The following is a 15472-nucleotide window of genomic DNA, read 5'->3' as shown; positions in this document are numbered from 1 at the left end:
AAGGACAAATTTCCCTTCGGGCATTTGCCGGCCCGAAACTGGACTTTATGGGATCAAAGGGAGCTTCCCATGCCGCAGACCGGCACCGTCAAATTCTTCAATCATGCCAAAGGCTTCGGCTTCATTACGCCCGACGACGGGCAGAAGGATGTCTTCGTTCATATTTCGGCCGTGCAGGCTTCGGGTCTTTCCGGTCTGGAGGATGGACAAAAAGTGACATTCGACACCGAGCCGGACAAGCGCGGCAAGGGGCCGAAGGCCGTCAACCTGTCGGTCGGCTAAGCCGGCTCAAGACAGTCCGGACGGAGATTGACGAGGCGGAGCGCCTTGCGTACGCGCTTGGTTTTGCCGCAAGAACTGGATCGTATCAGCCAATTCCGTTCAGCCCCCGTTCAGCCACGGTCTTCTATTAATCGTCCCCTAGGCTGGACCGCATCCCCGAAAACTATCCGGGCCGGCACGAAGGAGACCAAAATGAATCGCATTTTCAAGACCGCCATCCTGGGCGCCGCTCTCGCCGCGACCACCCTCGCCACCTTGCCTGCCGCCAATGCCAAGGACTGGAACCGCTGGCATCATGGCCATGGTCGTCATCATAATGGCGACGCGCTTGCGGCCGGTGTCGTCGGCCTTGCGGCCGGCGCTCTGATCGCCGGTGCGCTGAGCAACCCGCAGCCGCGCTACAGCAGCTATGACGACGATTACGACTACCGCGAAGTGCGGCCGGCGCCGGTGCGCCGTTACTATGCCGAACCGCGGGTCGTCTATGCCGACCGCTATGCCGAGCCGTGGACCCGCGACTGGTACGAATACTGCTCGGACCGCTACCGGAGCTTCAATGCCCGCAGCGGCACGTTCACCGGCAATGACGGTGAGCAGCATTTCTGCGTCGCGAATTGAGCTTCCCTGTGCCACAAAAAGCGCTGACCGCAAGGCCAGCGCTTTTTTTTTGGCAGAAAGACATCGCTAAGTCAGGAAGGGATTGGTCCGCCTCTCCTCGCCAAAGCGGCCACCCGGGCCGTGGCCGCAGATGAAGCCGATCTCGTCACCGAGCGGCAAAAGCTTGTTCTTAATCGAGGCGATCAGCGCCGCATGGTCGCCGCCCGGCAGGTCGGTGCGCCCGACCGAGCCGCGAAACAGCACGTCGCCGACATGAGCGAACTTCGCCGCGCGATTGTAGTATACGACATGGCCAGGCGCATGGCCGGGGCAGTGCAGCACCTCGAACATATGTGAGCCGAACGAAACCGTCTCGCCCTCTGCGAGAAACCGGTCGGGCACGCAGTTGCGCGCCCCGGCAATGCCGTAGCGCTGGCCCTGGTTCTCGAGATTGTCGAGCAATAGCTTGTCGGCTTCGTGCGGGCCGATGATCTCGATGCCGAGTGCTTCCTTCAGCTCCATGGCGCCGCCGGCGTGATCGATGTGGCCATGGGTGATCCAGATCGCAGCGGCGGTGATCGCATTGTCCTTCAGCACCGCCAGCACCTTGTCGATGTCGCCGCCCGGATCGACGACGACGCCATGCTTGTCATCCATGTCGAACAGGATGGTGCAGTTCTGCTGGAAAGGCGTGACCGGCACGATGCCGGCATTGAGCTGACCCATGATTGTCCTTTCGCTGTTCCAGCGTGATGTAGAGGCGCGGGCGAAGGCCGTCCACTGCTGAAAGGCAAACAGTCCGTCCCAAAACAGAAATGGGCGGCCCAACGGCCGCCCATTTGACGAAGCCTGAGTCTCGAGCAATTCCAGGAAAAGTGTAAAGCGGTTTTCCGTCCGGAATTGGATAAAACAACAAACTAGATCATTCGCCGTGAAACGGTGAATGATCTAGAGGCTTACTTCTTCATCGCGCCCATGACCGCACCGATGATGCCGGTCAGGATGGCGCCGCCGCCGGCGCCGCCGAGCAGGTTTTTGAGGTTCAGCGTATCGCCCAATCCGCCCGCTGCCGTTGCAGCCGCTGCCGGGTCGGCCGTGCCGCCGAGCAGGCTGCCGAGGATCGCCGCCCCGCCGACGCCGCCAACCGCGCCGCCGAGGATTTTGGTCAACTGGCCCATCGCCGCATTCTTCAGCGCGACGCCGACCGCCTGACCACCGACAACACCTGCAATTACCTGTACAACGAGCGCAATGAGCGTATTCGTATCCATGTACCTAGTCCCTCCATAGCTGCCAGCCTCCCGGGCCGACACCATCATGAGACGCTGAATTGTACGAAAGTCAAATGCACAGATGCTGAAATAAAGGGGCCGGCCTCAAAACCGCCCCTGCTTGCGAAAAAAGCTGTGACTTTCGTTATTCTGCGGCTATCGCATGCTTAGGTTGCACCGCAGCAGAATAGTCGTTCATCAAAGTCTTGGCGATCTCGCCGACCTCGAATCGGTACGGACCGATCTCGGAGACCGGCGTCACTTCCGCTGCCGTTCCGGTGAGGAAGCACTGTTCGAAGCCTTCGAGTTCCTCAGGCATGATGGCGCGCTCGACGACTTCAAGGCCGCGGTCCTTGGCGAGGCCGATGACGGTGCGGCGGGTGATGCCGTCGAGGAAGCAATCGGGCTTCGGCGTGTGGATCTTGCCATCCTTGACGAAGAAGATGTTGGCGCCCGTTGCTTCGGCGACCTGGCCGCGCCAGTCGAGCATCATGGCATCGGCATAGCCCTTGGCCTCGGCGGCATGCTTGGACATGGTGCAGATCATGTAGAGGCCGGCGGCTTTCGACTTCGACGGCGCGGTGCGCGGATCGGGCCGGCGCCATTCCGCCAGATCGAGACGGATGCCCTTGAGCTTCTGCGCCGGGTCGAAATAGCTCGGCCATTGCCAGATGGCGATGGCGCAGTTGATGCGGCTGTTCTGCGCCGACACCCCCATCTGTTCGCTGCCGCGCCAGGCGATCGGCCTGACATAGGCGTCCTGGAAACCCTGCTTCTTCAGAAGCGTGGTCGAGGCGTCATTGAGCTCGGCCACGGAATAGGGAATATTGAAGCCGAGCAGGCGCGCCGATTCATGCAGACGCTCGGTGTGCTCGTTGAGCTTGAAGATGGCGCCGCCATAGGCGCGCTCGCCCTCGAAGACGGCGCTGGCATAGTGCAGGCCGTGGGTCAGCACGTGGATCTTGGCATCGGCCCATTTGACGAACTCGCCGTTGATCCAGATGAAGCCGTCCAGTTGGTCGAAGGGAACGGATGCCATGGAAACCTCCCGCGGGCGGCGACCCGCACATCATTAGTGTTGTTCTTGTTGCGCGACAGCCGCGTCGGGCGGCCCTTGAAGCGTAAGCGGAGAATCGAACTCTGGCAAACTCAGGAAGTTCCGGAAAAACCGCACTCCCTTGCCTTTTCGTTCGCATTCAGCCGAAAAGCTTGTCAAAAATTACCATTGCGGGGAAATTACGTCAATAGTACTGACATAATTTCCCTCTATGGACGGAGAAATGATGACGGATCGAAGCCCAGCTGCCGGAAAACCGATCAAGACGCCGATCACCGACGAGGACGGCATCGACTTCGCCATCATCGAACTGTTCTTCTTTGCGTATCGCGATTTCACTTCCGATCCGGACCAGATCCTGGCCGATTACGGCTTTGGCCGCGCCCATCACCGGGTGCTGCATTTCGTCAACCGCCGGCCGGGACTGACGGTCGCTGAACTGCTCGACGTGCTCAAGATCACCAAGCAGAGCCTGGCGCGGGTGCTCAAGCAGTTGATCGACACCGACCATATCGTGCAATTGCAGGGTCCGCGCGACCGCCGCCAGCGGGAGCTCTATCCGACAGCCAAGGGGCGCGCCCTGGCGCTGGCCCTGGCGCGGCCACAGTCACGCCGCATCCGTGCTGCATTGGAAGATTCCGGAGCCAGCGAGCGTCCCTTGATCGAACGATTCCTGGAAGCCATGGTCAATCCGGAACTAAGGGCGCAGATCGACATTGTGCCTGCAAACATGTCAGGGAAAAGCCATGGAGACCATTGAGAGGGTGGACCAGCCGACGGCGCCGGACGATGACGCGCCGCATCTGCTTGTGGTCGACGACGACACCCGCATTCGCAATTTGCTCAAGCAGTATCTGACCGAAAATGGTTTTCGCGTCACAGTCGCCGGAAATGCCGGCGAGGCCAGGCGAAAGCTTGCAGGACTCGACTTCGACCTCCTTGTCCTCGACGTCATGATGCCCGGAGAGACCGGCGTCGACCTCACCAAGGCGCTGCGGGCGGAGAAGAACGTACCGATCCTGATGCTCACCGCGCTATCGGAAACCGACAGCCGCATCACTGGGCTCGAGGCCGGCGCCGACGACTATCTGCCCAAGCCCTTCGACCCGCGCGAACTGATCCTGCGCATCAATAACATTCTGCGCCGCGGCGGCCCGGCGACGACGCCCAAGGTCGAGCAGCTGGTCTTCGGCCCCTACACCTTCCAGATCGCCAGGCGCGAGCTGAAGCGGGGCGGCGAGGCGCTGAAGCTGACCGACCGCGAGCAGGAGATCTTGGCGATCTTTGCCGCGCGGGCCGGCGAAACGATCCCGCGTCACGAGCTTGTCGGCGACGATTCGGAAGTCGGCGAGCGCACCATCGACGTCCAGATCAACCGCCTGCGCCGCAAGATCGAGCGCGATCCGTCCAATCCGGTCTGGCTGCAGACGGTGCGCGGTATTGGGTATCGGCTCAGCGTGGAATAGAATGCCGCTGACGGCCGCCCTTGGCCATAGATGTGTGGCCATCGACCAGCGGCCATTGACCCAGCGGAAGGATAAATGGCGACCACGCAACTGGAACGGCCGGAACAAGGCGGCTTTGGCGCGCGCGTATCACGCGCGCTGAAAGCAATGCCGCGTGCCTGGAAGCGGTTCTGGCGGCTGGTTGCGTTCTATATGCCCAAGCGGCTTTATGCCCGCTCGCTGATCATCGTCATCGCGCCGATGATCCTTCTGCAGTCGGTCGTCGCCTTCGACTTCATGGAACGCCACTGGGCAACCGTGACGCAGCGCCTGTCGCAGGCCACCGTGCGCGACATCGCCGCGATCATCGACATGATCGAGACCTATCCGCATGATGGCGACTACGCCAACATCATCCGCATCGCCCAAGACCGCATGCAGTTGAAGGTCGACCTCTTGCCGCCCGACCCGTTGCCGGCGCCTGGACCCAAGCCCTTCTTCTCGATCCTTGACGACGTCCTTTCCACCGAGATCACCCGCCAGATCAACCGCCCGTTCTGGATCGACACGGTCGGCAATTCCAACATCGTCGAGGTCCGCATCCAGCTCGAGGGCAAGGTGCTGCGCGTCTTCGTGCGCCGCAGCCAGGCCTATGCCTCCAACACCCACATCTTCCTGATCTGGATGGTCGGGACGTCACTGGTGCTGCTGACGATTGCCATCCCCTTCCTTCGCAACCAGATCCGGCCGATCCTGTCTCTGGCCGAGGCCGCCGAAAGCTTCGGCAAGGGCCGGCCGATGCCGCGCGATTTCCGCCCACGCGGCGCCGAGGAGGTTCGACGGGCCGGCTTTGCCTTCATCCAGATGCGCGAGCGCATCGAACGCCAGCTGGAACAGCGCACCGCCATGCTGACCGGCGTCAGCCACGATCTCAGAACCATCCTCACCCGCTTCAAGCTGCAGCTGGCGCTGGCTGGCGGCAAGCCCGAGACCAAGGCCGCGCTCAACCAGGACATCGACGACATGCAGTCGATGCTGGAAGGCTATATCGCCTTTGCCCGCGGCGAAGCGTCGGAAGATGCCGGCCATTTCGATCTCGAGGCCTATTTCCAAAAGCTCGGCGAGGAGGCGTCGCTGCACAAGCGCAAGCTATCGACCGTGCTTGCCGGTGATCCGGACGTGCATGTGCGCCCGCACGCTTTCGCCCGGCTGTTGTCCAATGTCGCCGGCAATGCCTTGCGCTATGCCAAGACGGTGGAGATCAGCGCCGATCACGGCCGCGGCTCACTCGTCGTCACCATCGACGATGACGGTCCGGGCATCCCGCCGGAAAAGCGCGAGGACGTGTTCAAACCGTTCGTGCGGCTCGACGAGGCGCGCAACCTCGACGCCAGCGGCACCGGCCTTGGTCTCTCTATCGCCCGCGATATTGCCCGCAGCCATGGCGGCGACATCATGCTGGAAGACAGCCCGCTCGGCGGCCTGCGGGCGGTGATCAAGGTGCCCGCCTGACCAAAGCATGATCTGGAAGACGGGCTCGGCCAAAAACCACCTTCATCCGCCCGTCATGAAACCATGGTCAAGAGCGCGCATGAAGCGCGCGACCTCAGTTGATTCGGCTCAGCCGCCTTACTTCGACCTCGTGCATGCCCGGGTGCGGTGGAGCGAAGCGAGGGCAGCCGGCCCGTACCGCTATCGCATCAAGGCAACCGTCGACCCGAGCAAAGGACCGCCATGCGCATCCTGATGGTCACCGACGCCTGGCGGCCGCAAGTCAACGGCGTCGTCCACACGCTGGAGCGGCTCACCGAAACGCTGAAAACCTTCGACGTTGCGGTCGACTTCCTGACCCCGAATATCTTTCGCACCTTGCCGTTGCCGACCTACCCCGACATCAGGCTGGCGCTGACCACGCCCGGTCATGTCGCGCGGCTGATCGAGGCTCGCAAGGCCGACCATATCCATATCGTCACCGAAGGCCCGCTCGGCATCATGGCGCGGCGCTATTGCCGCAATGCTGGCCGTCCCTTTACCACCAGCTATCACACCCGCTTTCCCGAATATCTCAGCGCCCGCCTGCCGGTGCCGGAGAGCTGGGCCTATCGCTGGCTGCGTGATTTCCACAATTCGGGACAAGGCACGCTGGTCGCCACCCAGTCGCTGGCGGAGGACCTTGCGTCGCGAGGCTTCACCAAGCTCAGGCCGTGGACGCGGGGCGTCGACACCGATCACTTCCGCCCGGACAAGAAGAAGGACCTCGGCTTTCCCGGCCCGGTATTCCTGTGCGTCGGCCGCGTCGCCATCGAGAAGAACCTGAGCGCCTTCCTCGATCTCGACCTGCCCGGCAGCAAGGTGATCGTCGGCGAAGGACCGGAACTGGCTAGGCTCAGGGCGAAGTACCCGCAGGCGCACTTCCTCGGCCATCGCCCGAACGATGAGCTGGCCGAGATCTACGCCTCGGCTGATGTTTTCGTTTTCCCCAGCCGCACCGACACGTTCGGCAACGTCATCATCGAGGCGCTGGCCAGCGGCACGCCGGTGGCCGCCTATCCGGTCACCGGACCGATCGACATTGTCGGCGACGGCATCGGCGGCGCGGTGTCGACCGATCTGCGCGAGGCCTCGCTCGCCGCGCTCAATGTCGACCGCGCCGAGGCGCGCGAACGCGCCATGCGCTACAGCTGGAAAGCCTGCGCCGAAATGTTCATGGACACGGTCGAAGAGGCGCTGAGCACAAGGCGCAAGCTGGCCGCCTGACGCAATCTTCCTAAAACAACCTGCCGCCGTCCGGCACCTTGCGCTCGATGGCGCCAAGGACCACGGCGCCTTCCTCATCAGGGAAGCCGAGCGTGAGCACTTCCGACATGAACGGACCGATCTGGCGCGGCGGGAAATTCACCACCGCAAACACCTGCCGTCCCACCAGCGTTTCCGGCGCATAGTATTTCGTGATCTGTGCCGAGGATTTCTTCACGCCGATCTCAGGGCCGAAATCGATCTTCAGCTTGAAGGCGGGTTTGCGCGCCTCGGGGAAAGGCTCGGCCTCGACGATCGTGCCGGCACGGATGTCGACACGATCAAAATCGGCAAAGCTGATCTCGGGCTTGCGCGCGCTGCTCGAACTCATGGAAGCTCAAGCGTTGCCATAGGTCTCGAACAGGACGCCGGCCAGCGCATCCTTGGCCGAGGTTCCCGACCAGACAACGAACTGGAAGGCCTGGAAATAGCACTCGCAGGCTTCAAGCGCCGACGACAAAAGCACCTCGACCTGCTGGCTCGACGGTTCGACCCCGCCGGCGAGCAGCAGCGACTGGCGAAACATGATCGCGCCCTCCTGCTCCCAGAGATCGAAATGGCCAAACAGCATCTGCTCGTTGATCAGCGACAAAAGCCGCATCACTTCCAGCGCGCGGGCTTCCGGCACCTTGATGTCGAAAGCACAGGCCAGATGCAGCGCCTCGAAATCCTCCATCCATGAGAAGGAGACGTGATAGTCGGTCCAGCTGCCGGCAACCGAGATCGAGATTTCGTCATCGCCGGCCCTTTCGAAGGACCAGTCATTGTTATGGGCGACCTGCTCGATGACATCCACCGGATGGATTTCGCGGGAGAATTCGAGTTCGAGAAGTTCCATGGAATGCTTCCTGTGTTCAGGGGAGCGCCACACGCTCCGCGGGGCACACACGACGAACAATCTTGTCTTGAACTCGGACGGCCAGGACTTCACGACACAAAGACCCCGGACCGGACCCCACCGCCCGGCCGCATGACCCTGCTCCGAATCATGCAACAAATTCAGTCTATTGATCGGGAGTCGCGTGAACAGCCTAATTTTTCGCACTGCGTCATCAGCATGTGGAAAGGCGCTGTCACAAAGATTCATGCATTGCCGGTAAACGATTCACGGCAAAGCATTTTTTCGGATTGTGCTTTGTGGAAAAGTTCAAATTTTATTTTTTTGCTTTGGGCTTTGCCGCAGCCGCAGGTGCGGCCTGTCCGGTCAATTCGGCAAGCCTGGCCTCGAGCGCATCGATGCGGGCGGCCAGCCTGGTGTTTTCTTCGCGGGCCTTGGCAGCCATGTCGCGGGCAGCCTCGAACTCCTCGCGCTGCACCACATCCATGGTGTTGAGGATGCGCTCGGCCTGCCCCTTGAAGGCAGTCTCCACCTCGCGGCGCACGCCTTGTGCGGCACCCGCGGCATCGGTCATCAGCTTGGCGAATTCATCGAGAATGCGGTTCGGTCCGGTTGACATGGCAAATCCTCGCTTGCTCGAATTGACGTAGTGGCACTGCCTGCGGAATGCAAGAACGTTGAAGCTGGTGCGGCTTCATGTCGGACGCGATTTGGCTCACGGTCCGGGCGACAGATGCTATTATCCCAAATGGATTCTTGGAACGACGGTTGCCGTGACGGACAGTGCGGACTTGGAGAAGCGCTTTGCAGCACTCGATGCAGCACTCGCAAAGGGCATTTCGGATGCCGATGCGGGCCGGGTCAAGCCTGGCGACGAGGTGCTGGACAGGCTTGAAGCCAAATACAGGGCAATGGCAGAGAGAACCAAGTGAAGTTACTGGTCTTCACCGACCAGCGGCCTAGTTTTCCTCACGACTTGCTCCAGGCAAGAAGTCACTCGCATTCAGGATCAACCAATGGCAACGCCCCCGCGCCGACCGACCAATCCGATGGAAGCCGCTGAAGCGGCCTTCAAGCCGGTCAAGAAACCCGCGCCTCCCATTCGCGAACCCTCCGCCGCACCAAACGTTCGCGAGCTTGTCTCGATCAGGATCGATCGCGCCGTGCTCGACCATTTCCAGGAAGATGGCCCCGGCTGGCATGACAGGATCAACGATGCGCTCAGGCAATTGGTCGCCGGCAAGCCGCAGGGTTGAGCCCATTATCTCTGACGATCAGGCTGTCGTCACCTTGCCTTGACCCCGCCAAAACCCTGCCGCATGGTCCGCGCCCTAACGCGAGCCCTCCCAGGAGATCCTGTTGAACGACTATTTCCCGCTGCCGATGGCGTCGCTGTCCTTCCCCAACATCGACCCGATCCTGGTTCAGATCGGTCCGCTGGCGGTGCACTGGTACGGCATCGGCTATATCGTCGGCATCCTGTTCGCCTGGTGGTACGCCAAGCGGCTCGTCACCAACACAAGGCTGTGGCCTGATGGCGTCTTGCCGATGAAGCCGATCGACCTCGACGATTTCATCGTCTGGGCTGCCGTCGGCGTCGTGCTTGGCGGACGCACCGGCTATGTGCTTTTCTACGATTTAAAGCGCTATATCGACCACCCGCTCGACATCTTCGCCGTCTGGCAGGGCGGCATGTCGTTCCATGGCGGCCTGCTTGGCGTCATCCTCGCCATGACGCTGTTTTCCCTCAAGCGCGGCATCCGCACCTGGACGCTGTTCGACGTGGTGGCAGCCGGCGTGCCGGTCGGGCTCGGCCTCGTCCGCATCGCGAACTTCGTCAATGCCGAACTCTGGGGTCGCGTGACCGACGTGTCGTGGGGCGTCGTCTTCTGCAACGAGCGTCTCCAGCAGACCGTGGCGGGTTGTGTCGCGGGCCTGGAGCCTCGCCATCCGAGCCAGCTCTACGAAGCGCTGCTCGAGGGCGCGGTGCTGTTCCTGGTCCTGCGCTTCCTCACCCATTCGCGGCTGAAGCTGAAGACGCCGCGCTTCGTCGGCGGCGCCTTCATCTGCGGCTACGGCCTGTCGCGCATCTTCGTCGAGTTCTTCCGCGAGCCTGACCAGCAACTCGGCTACCTCCTTGGCGGCTGGCTCACAATGGGCATGGTGCTGTCGCTGCCGATGGTGCTGGCCGGCATCTGGGCGATGGCCACCGCCAAGCCGGCGCCGCAGCCACAGCCGGCATGACACGGCTGAAAACCCGCATCGTCGACCTGATCGGCGCGCTTGGCCCCCTCCCCGTCAACGAGTATATGGCGCTCTGCCTGTTCGACCCCAGCGACGGCTACTACACGACGCGCGAGGCATTCGGCGCCGCCGGCGACTTCGTCACCGCGCCGGAGATCAGCCAGATGTTCGGCGAACTCGTCGCCGTCTGGTTGTATCAGGCCTGGCAGGCGATCTGCCGGCCGCTGCCGGTCACCGTCGCCGAGATCGGCCCCGGTCGCGGCACGCTGATGAACGACATGCTGCGCACCCTGGCGCGGCTCGATCCGGCGCTTGCCGAAGGCGCGTCGTTCGCCCTGATCGAGACCAGCCCGAGGTTGACCAAAATCCAGAAACAGACGCTTGCCGAAAGTTCAGCCGATGTCGGCTGGCACGAAACCATCGCCACGTTGCCGCAGGCGCCGTTGCTGATTGTCGGCAACGAATTGTTCGACGCTGTGCCGATCCGCCAGTTCATCCGCGCCGGCGCCGGCTGGCGCGAACGGGTGATCGGCCTCGATGTCTCAGACGAGTTGAGCTTCTTCGCCGGCGCCGGCTCGGTCGAGGCGATGCTGCTGCCGGAAGACGCCGCCGAGGCGCCACAAGGCTCTATTTTCGAAATAGCACCGGCCCGCGCGGCACTGATGGCGACCATTGTCGAACGCATAGCCGACCACGGCGGCGCCGGGCTGTTCCCTGATTACGGCCATCTCCAGCCCGGTTTCGGCGACACATTGCAGGCCGTGCGCAGGCACGCCCCCGAAGATGTGCTGGCCAATCCCGGCGAAGCCGATCTCACCGCCCATGTCGACTTCGCGGCACTGGCCGCCGTCGTGCGGGCGCATGGCCTCGATGTGGAATTGGCGACGCAGGGCGACTTTCTGCTTGGCATGGGATTGCTTGAGCGAGCTGGCCAGTTGGGCAGCCAGGCAAGCCAAGAGGCACGACAAACCATTGCCGATGCCGTCGAGCGCCTGGCCGGACCCGACGGCATGGGCACGCTGTTCAAAATCCTGAAAATCCTGCCGCATCAGCCAGTCTGACCCTCAGAGATCGTTACAAGCCGTCCCGCCATGTCGCTTGTGGTCGCATGCCTGCTTTTGGCCAATGCAAAGTCGACGCGGCAGCACTGTCGCAATCACTCGGCCGAACTTCGCCTTGACGAAAACGCCGGCGCGGACAACAAACCCATCCATGCTGAATCAGACCAAACCGGATCCTGTTCGCTCGCCGCTGCTGGAAGCGGCCAAGCCACGAGGTATCCGCCATGGCTATTTCACCCGTATCGGCGGCGTCTCCGGCGGCATCTATCAGGGACTTAACATCGGCACCGGGTCGGATGACGATCAGATGCTGGTCGCCGAGAACCGCCGCCGCGTCGCTGCCTGGATGGGTGTGCCGGCCAGCCATCTCCTGACCGCGCATCAGGTCCACTCGCCCGATGTCGTTATTGCCAGGGAACCCTTTCCCGGCCCGCGGCCCAAGGCCGACGCCATCGTCACCGACCGGCCGGGCATCGCCATCGGCGCCTCGACGGCCGATTGCGGCCCGGTGCTGTTCGCCGATGCGCAAGCGCGCATCATTGGCGCTGCACACGCCGGCTGGAAGGGTGCTTTCACCGGTGTGCTTGAAAACACCATTGCCGCGATGGAAAGCCTCGGCGCCCGCCGTGAGCGCATCATTGCGGTTCTCGGTCCTTCGATCGGCCCCGACAATTACGAGGTCGGGCCGGAATTCGTCGCCCGTTTCGTCGAAGCCGATGCCGAAAACATCGGCTATTTCGCGCCTTCGGCCAATCCGGCGCATGCAATGTTCGATCTCAACCTCTATACGGTCGACCGGCTGAAGAAGGCTGGCGTGACCGCCGAGGGGCTTGGCCGCTGCACCTATGCCGAGGAGGATCTCTTCTTTTCCTACCGGCGCGCGACGCATCGCAAGGAACCGGACTACGGTCGGCAGGTTTCGGCAATTGTTTTGGAGAACGGATAATGGCGCTGCATTTCGAACGGTCGGAATTTGACGCCCGGCGTGACCGGTTGATGATCGAGATGACGGAAAAGAAGCTCGATGCTGTACTGCTTTTCGCCCAGGAGAGCATGTACTGGCTAACCGGCTACGACACGTTCGGCTTCTGTTTCTTCCAGTGCCTGGTTGTGAAGGCTGACGGCTCGATGGTGCTGCTCACCCGCTCGGCCGATTTGCGCCAGGCGCGCCACACATCGATCATCGACAACATCGTGCTGTGGACCGACCGCGACGGCGCCAACCCGGCGGTCGACCTGCGCAACCTGCTCAACGACCTCAATCTCCTCGGCGCCCGCATCGGCGTCGAATACGACACCCATGGCCTGACCGCCTTCAATGGCCGCCGCGTCGACGAGCAGCTGCAGACCTTCGGCCAGATCGCCGACGCCTCCGGTATTGTCGGCCGTCTGCGCCTGTTCAAGAGCCCGGCTGAAATCGCCAAGGCCGAAAAGGCCGCCAACCTTTCCGACGACGCGCTCGACGCGGCCCTGCCGCTGATCAAGCAGGGCGGCGACGAAGCGCTGATCCTTGCCGCCATGCAGGGCGCGGTGTTTGCCGGCGGCGGCGACTATCCGGCCAATGAATTCATCATCGGCTCGGGCATCGACGCGCTGCTCTGCCGCTACAAGGCCGGGCGCCGCAAGCTGACCAAGAACGATCAGCTGACGCTCGAATGGGCCGGCGTGTTCCATCACTATCACGCGCCGATGATGCGCACCGTGCTGACCGGCAAGGCGTCGAAGCGCCATCAGGAGCTGTTCGACGCCGCCCGCGCGGCTCTTCTGGCGGTCGAGAAGGCGATGACGCCCGGCAACACCTTCGGCGACGTCTTCGACGCGCATGCCCGCACGCTGGAGGCGCACAGCCTGACCAAGCATCGGTTGAACGCCTGCGGCTATTCCGTCGGCGCCCGCTTCACCCCGTCCTGGATGGATATGCCGATGTTCTACCAGGGCAATCCCGAGCCGATCGCGCCCAACATGACATTGTTCGCGCACATGATCATCATGGACTCCGAAACCGAGACGGCGATGACGCTTGGCCGCACCTACCTGACCACCGAATCCCAGCCGAAGCCGCTTTCACGCCATGATCTCGACTTGATCGTACAGTGAATCCATAATGGTTGGTCCACGCGGGGGCGTTCGCGACTAAGGAGTTTTCGGGCAGATGAGACGATCGCATGTGACGACCGTGTCATTGCTCGCAGCGCTTGTGCTGGCCGCTTGCACCAATGCCAAGGACGTCCTTGAGCCGTCCGCCATCACGCCGCCGGCAGCCTCGGCCCAACCGGCTCAGCCCTTCACTGCCCCGGGCATCGCGCCCGCCGCCACACCAGCGCCGGCCGTCGGCGCCACGACACCCGCCAACCCCGCGCAGAGCGCCGCCGCTTTGTCGAAGACCCGGCTGCAGATCGCGCCGATCGTCGGCGCCTCCGTGGAAGCGGCAACGCCGCTGACGGCCGAACTGCAGACACGCGCCAAGCAGCGCGGCATCACCCTTGCCGGCAGCGCCGACCAGGCCGCCACCCATGTGCTGAAGGGCTACTTCTCGACCATGACGGAAGGCAAGGATACCACCGTTATCTATGTCTGGGACGTCTATGACCCCGCTGGCAACCGGCTACACCGCATCAATGGCCAGCAGAAGGCGCCCTCGGTCAATGCCGCCGAAGGCTGGCCCGCGGTTGCACCCGCTACCATGCAGGCGATCGCCGACCAGACGATCGACCAGTTCGCGGCCTGGCTCGGCGGCAGCGCCGGCTGATCCGCCTGTTACCGGCTTCCGTTCACTGTTGACGTTTTTGAGATTAGCCGGCGGATTCCCGTCAACGAGGCTTGCAATACCGGCACGGCTCGCTACAAGCCCGATTAAGAGGACCTCCCCATCCTTCGCCAGGAACGGTGCATGAAGCTTTTCGCGGGCAATTCCAACCGGGTGCTGGCCGAAGCGGTCGCCCGCTATCTCAATGTCCCGCTGGGCAAGGCCAGCGTCAGACGCTTCGCCGATCAGGAAATCTTCGTCGAAATCCAGGAAAACGTGCGCGGCGAGGATGTCTTCATCCTGCAGTCGACCTCGTTCCCGACCAACGATCATCTGATGGAACTGCTCATCATGATCGATGCCTTCATGCGCTCCTCGGCCAAGCGCATCACCGCGGTCATCCCCTATTTCGGTTACGCCAGGCAGGATCGCCGGGCCTCGGGCCGCACACCGATCTCGGCCAAGCTGGTCGCCAACATGATCACCCGCGCTGGCGTCGACCGCGTCTTGACGCTCGACCTCCATGCCGGCCAGATCCAGGGTTTTTTCGACATTCCGACCGACAATCTGTTCTCGGTGCCGGTGATGGCCCGCGACGTGAAGGCAAAATACAAACAGCTTGCCAATGTCGTCGTCGTCTCGCCCGATATTGGCGGCGTGGTGCGCGCCCGCGCGCTCGCCAAACGCTTCGACGCACAACTGGCCATCGTCGACAAGCGCCGCGAACGTCCCGGTGAATCCGAAGTGATGAACATCATCGGCGCGGTCGCCGGCAAGGATTGCCTGCTGATCGACGACATCGTCGATTCCGGCGGCACGCTGTGCAACGCCGCCGATGCGCTGCTCGCCAACGGCGCTACCAGCGTCACCGCCTATATCACCCACGGCGTGCTGTCGGGCGGTGCGGTCGCCCGGATCAGCGGCTCGAAGCTGCAGGAACTGGTGATCACCGATTCCATCCAGCCGACGCAAGGCGTGCTCGACGCCCCGAATATCCGCGTCATCTCCATCGCCGACCTGATGGGCGAGGCGATTTCGCGCACGGCGACCGAAGAGTCCGTGTCGAGCCTGTTCGATTAATCCATGTTGCCCAAAAGCGTGCCCACGGGCCTGGCTCGGGGGTAATCTCCTTTTT

At 62.6% G+C, this 15472-nt stretch carries 20 protein-coding genes; 14 read left to right on the top strand and 6 right to left on the bottom strand.

Annotated features, from left to right (window positions below; all coding sequences use genetic code 11):
• Window positions 1-69: 69 nt before the first annotated feature.
• Both NKJ77_RS25495 and NKJ77_RS25490 read left to right on the top strand, forming a co-directional pair.
• Window positions 70-282, top strand: a complete 213-nt coding sequence (locus NKJ77_RS25495; RefSeq protein WP_023672019.1) for a cold-shock protein — start codon at window positions 70-72, stop codon at window positions 280-282.
• Window positions 283-474: 192 nt separating this feature from the next.
• Window positions 475-900, top strand: a complete 426-nt coding sequence (locus NKJ77_RS25490) for a BA14K family protein (RefSeq protein WP_023672020.1) — start codon at window positions 475-477, stop codon at window positions 898-900.
• Between the two features lie 66 nt (window positions 901-966).
• Here the strand turns inward: NKJ77_RS25490 and NKJ77_RS25485 are convergent, their stop codons facing one another.
• The 3 genes from NKJ77_RS25485 to NKJ77_RS25475 form a co-directional block, all read right to left on the bottom strand.
• Window positions 967-1605, bottom strand: a complete 639-nt coding sequence (locus tag NKJ77_RS25485; protein WP_023695789.1) for an MBL fold metallo-hydrolase — start codon at window positions 1603-1605, stop codon at window positions 967-969.
• Between the two features lie 230 nt (window positions 1606-1835).
• Window positions 1836-2150 (bottom strand): hypothetical protein, encoded by a 315-nt coding sequence (locus NKJ77_RS25480; RefSeq protein ID WP_023672022.1) that lies wholly within the window; start codon window positions 2148-2150, stop codon window positions 1836-1838.
• A 145-nt stretch (window positions 2151-2295) separates the two neighbouring features.
• Window positions 2296-3189, bottom strand: coding sequence for a branched-chain amino acid aminotransferase (locus tag NKJ77_RS25475; RefSeq protein WP_023672023.1), 894 nt, complete (start codon window positions 3187-3189; stop codon window positions 2296-2298).
• Between the two features lie 244 nt (window positions 3190-3433).
• On the opposite strand from NKJ77_RS25475, the gene NKJ77_RS25470 reads away from it, so the two are divergent.
• The 4 genes from NKJ77_RS25470 (at window position 3434) to NKJ77_RS25455 (ending at window position 7409) form a co-directional block, all read left to right on the top strand.
• Window positions 3434-3967, top strand: a complete 534-nt coding sequence (locus NKJ77_RS25470; RefSeq protein ID WP_023683723.1) for a MarR family winged helix-turn-helix transcriptional regulator — start codon at window positions 3434-3436, stop codon at window positions 3965-3967.
• Window positions 3954-4673: a response regulator gene (locus NKJ77_RS25465; RefSeq protein WP_023672025.1), complete on the top strand. Its 720-nt coding sequence runs from the start codon at window positions 3954-3956 to the stop codon at window positions 4671-4673. Before NKJ77_RS25470 ends, NKJ77_RS25465 begins: the two co-directional genes overlap by 14 nt.
• Window positions 4674-4748: 75 nt before the next feature.
• Window positions 4749-6164, top strand: a complete 1416-nt coding sequence (locus NKJ77_RS25460) for an ATP-binding protein (protein WP_023672026.1) — start codon at window positions 4749-4751, stop codon at window positions 6162-6164.
• Window positions 6165-6386: 222 nt separating this feature from the next.
• Window positions 6387-7409, top strand: coding sequence for a glycosyltransferase family 4 protein (locus NKJ77_RS25455; RefSeq protein ID WP_023683722.1), 1023 nt, complete (start codon window positions 6387-6389; stop codon window positions 7407-7409).
• A gap of 10 nt (window positions 7410-7419) precedes the next feature.
• On the opposite strand, the gene NKJ77_RS25450 is transcribed toward NKJ77_RS25455, so the two are convergent.
• The 3 genes from NKJ77_RS25450 to NKJ77_RS25440 form a co-directional block, all read right to left on the bottom strand.
• A complete protein-coding gene (locus tag NKJ77_RS25450) occupies window positions 7420-7779 on the bottom strand; it encodes a tRNA-binding protein (RefSeq protein WP_023672028.1) in 360 nt (119 codons plus the stop codon).
• A 6-nt stretch (window positions 7780-7785) separates the two neighbouring features.
• A complete protein-coding gene (locus tag NKJ77_RS25445) occupies window positions 7786-8286 on the bottom strand; it encodes a type III secretion system chaperone family protein (RefSeq protein ID WP_006202532.1) in 501 nt (166 codons plus the stop codon).
• A gap of 316 nt (window positions 8287-8602) precedes the next feature.
• Entirely contained in the window at window positions 8603-8905 is a 303-nt protein-coding gene (locus NKJ77_RS25440) for an accessory factor UbiK family protein (RefSeq protein WP_023711152.1), read from the bottom strand.
• A gap of 154 nt (window positions 8906-9059) precedes the next feature.
• Here NKJ77_RS25440 and NKJ77_RS25435 point away from each other — a divergent pair, with 154 nt between their 5' ends.
• From NKJ77_RS25435 to NKJ77_RS25400, 8 genes are all read left to right on the top strand, one after another.
• Window positions 9060-9218 (top strand): hypothetical protein, encoded by a 159-nt coding sequence (locus NKJ77_RS25435; protein WP_245259839.1) that lies wholly within the window; start codon window positions 9060-9062, stop codon window positions 9216-9218.
• A gap of 84 nt (window positions 9219-9302) precedes the next feature.
• On the top strand, window positions 9303-9542 hold the full coding sequence (locus NKJ77_RS25430; protein WP_023831418.1) for a BrnA antitoxin family protein: 240 nt from the start codon (window positions 9303-9305) through the stop codon (window positions 9540-9542).
• A gap of 103 nt (window positions 9543-9645) precedes the next feature.
• Window positions 9646-10530, top strand: coding sequence for a prolipoprotein diacylglyceryl transferase (gene lgt, locus NKJ77_RS25425; RefSeq protein ID WP_023672032.1), 885 nt, complete (start codon window positions 9646-9648; stop codon window positions 10528-10530).
• Window positions 10527-11591 carry a class I SAM-dependent methyltransferase gene (locus NKJ77_RS25420; RefSeq protein WP_031195367.1) on the top strand — a complete coding sequence of 355 codons (1065 nt, stop codon included), beginning with the start codon at window positions 10527-10529 and terminating at the stop codon, window positions 11589-11591. The genes lgt and NKJ77_RS25420 overlap by 4 nt, the downstream gene beginning before the upstream one ends.
• 151 nt (window positions 11592-11742) lie before the next feature.
• The gene (gene pgeF / locus NKJ77_RS25415; RefSeq protein ID WP_023705898.1) at window positions 11743-12537 is read left to right on the top strand and encodes a peptidoglycan editing factor PgeF; all 795 of its coding nucleotides are present in this window, start codon (window positions 11743-11745) and stop codon (window positions 12535-12537) included.
• A complete protein-coding gene (locus NKJ77_RS25410) occupies window positions 12537-13688 on the top strand; it encodes a M24 family metallopeptidase (RefSeq protein WP_023683716.1) in 1152 nt (383 codons plus the stop codon). Before pgeF ends, NKJ77_RS25410 begins: the two co-directional genes overlap by 1 nt.
• A 55-nt stretch (window positions 13689-13743) precedes the next feature.
• Complete coding sequence (locus NKJ77_RS25405) at window positions 13744-14340, top strand: hypothetical protein (RefSeq protein ID WP_023831420.1); 597 nt, start codon at window positions 13744-13746, stop codon at window positions 14338-14340.
• Between the two features lie 141 nt (window positions 14341-14481).
• On the top strand, window positions 14482-15417 hold the full coding sequence (locus NKJ77_RS25400; RefSeq protein ID WP_023686119.1) for a ribose-phosphate pyrophosphokinase: 936 nt from the start codon (window positions 14482-14484) through the stop codon (window positions 15415-15417).
• The last annotated feature ends 55 nt before the right edge of the window (window positions 15418-15472 follow it).

Origin of the sequence: Mesorhizobium sp. M0052, from assembly GCF_040323255.1 — a bacterium.
GTDB lineage: Bacteria > Pseudomonadota > Alphaproteobacteria > Rhizobiales > Rhizobiaceae > Mesorhizobium.
This window is presented reverse-complemented; position numbering and strand designations above follow the sequence as displayed.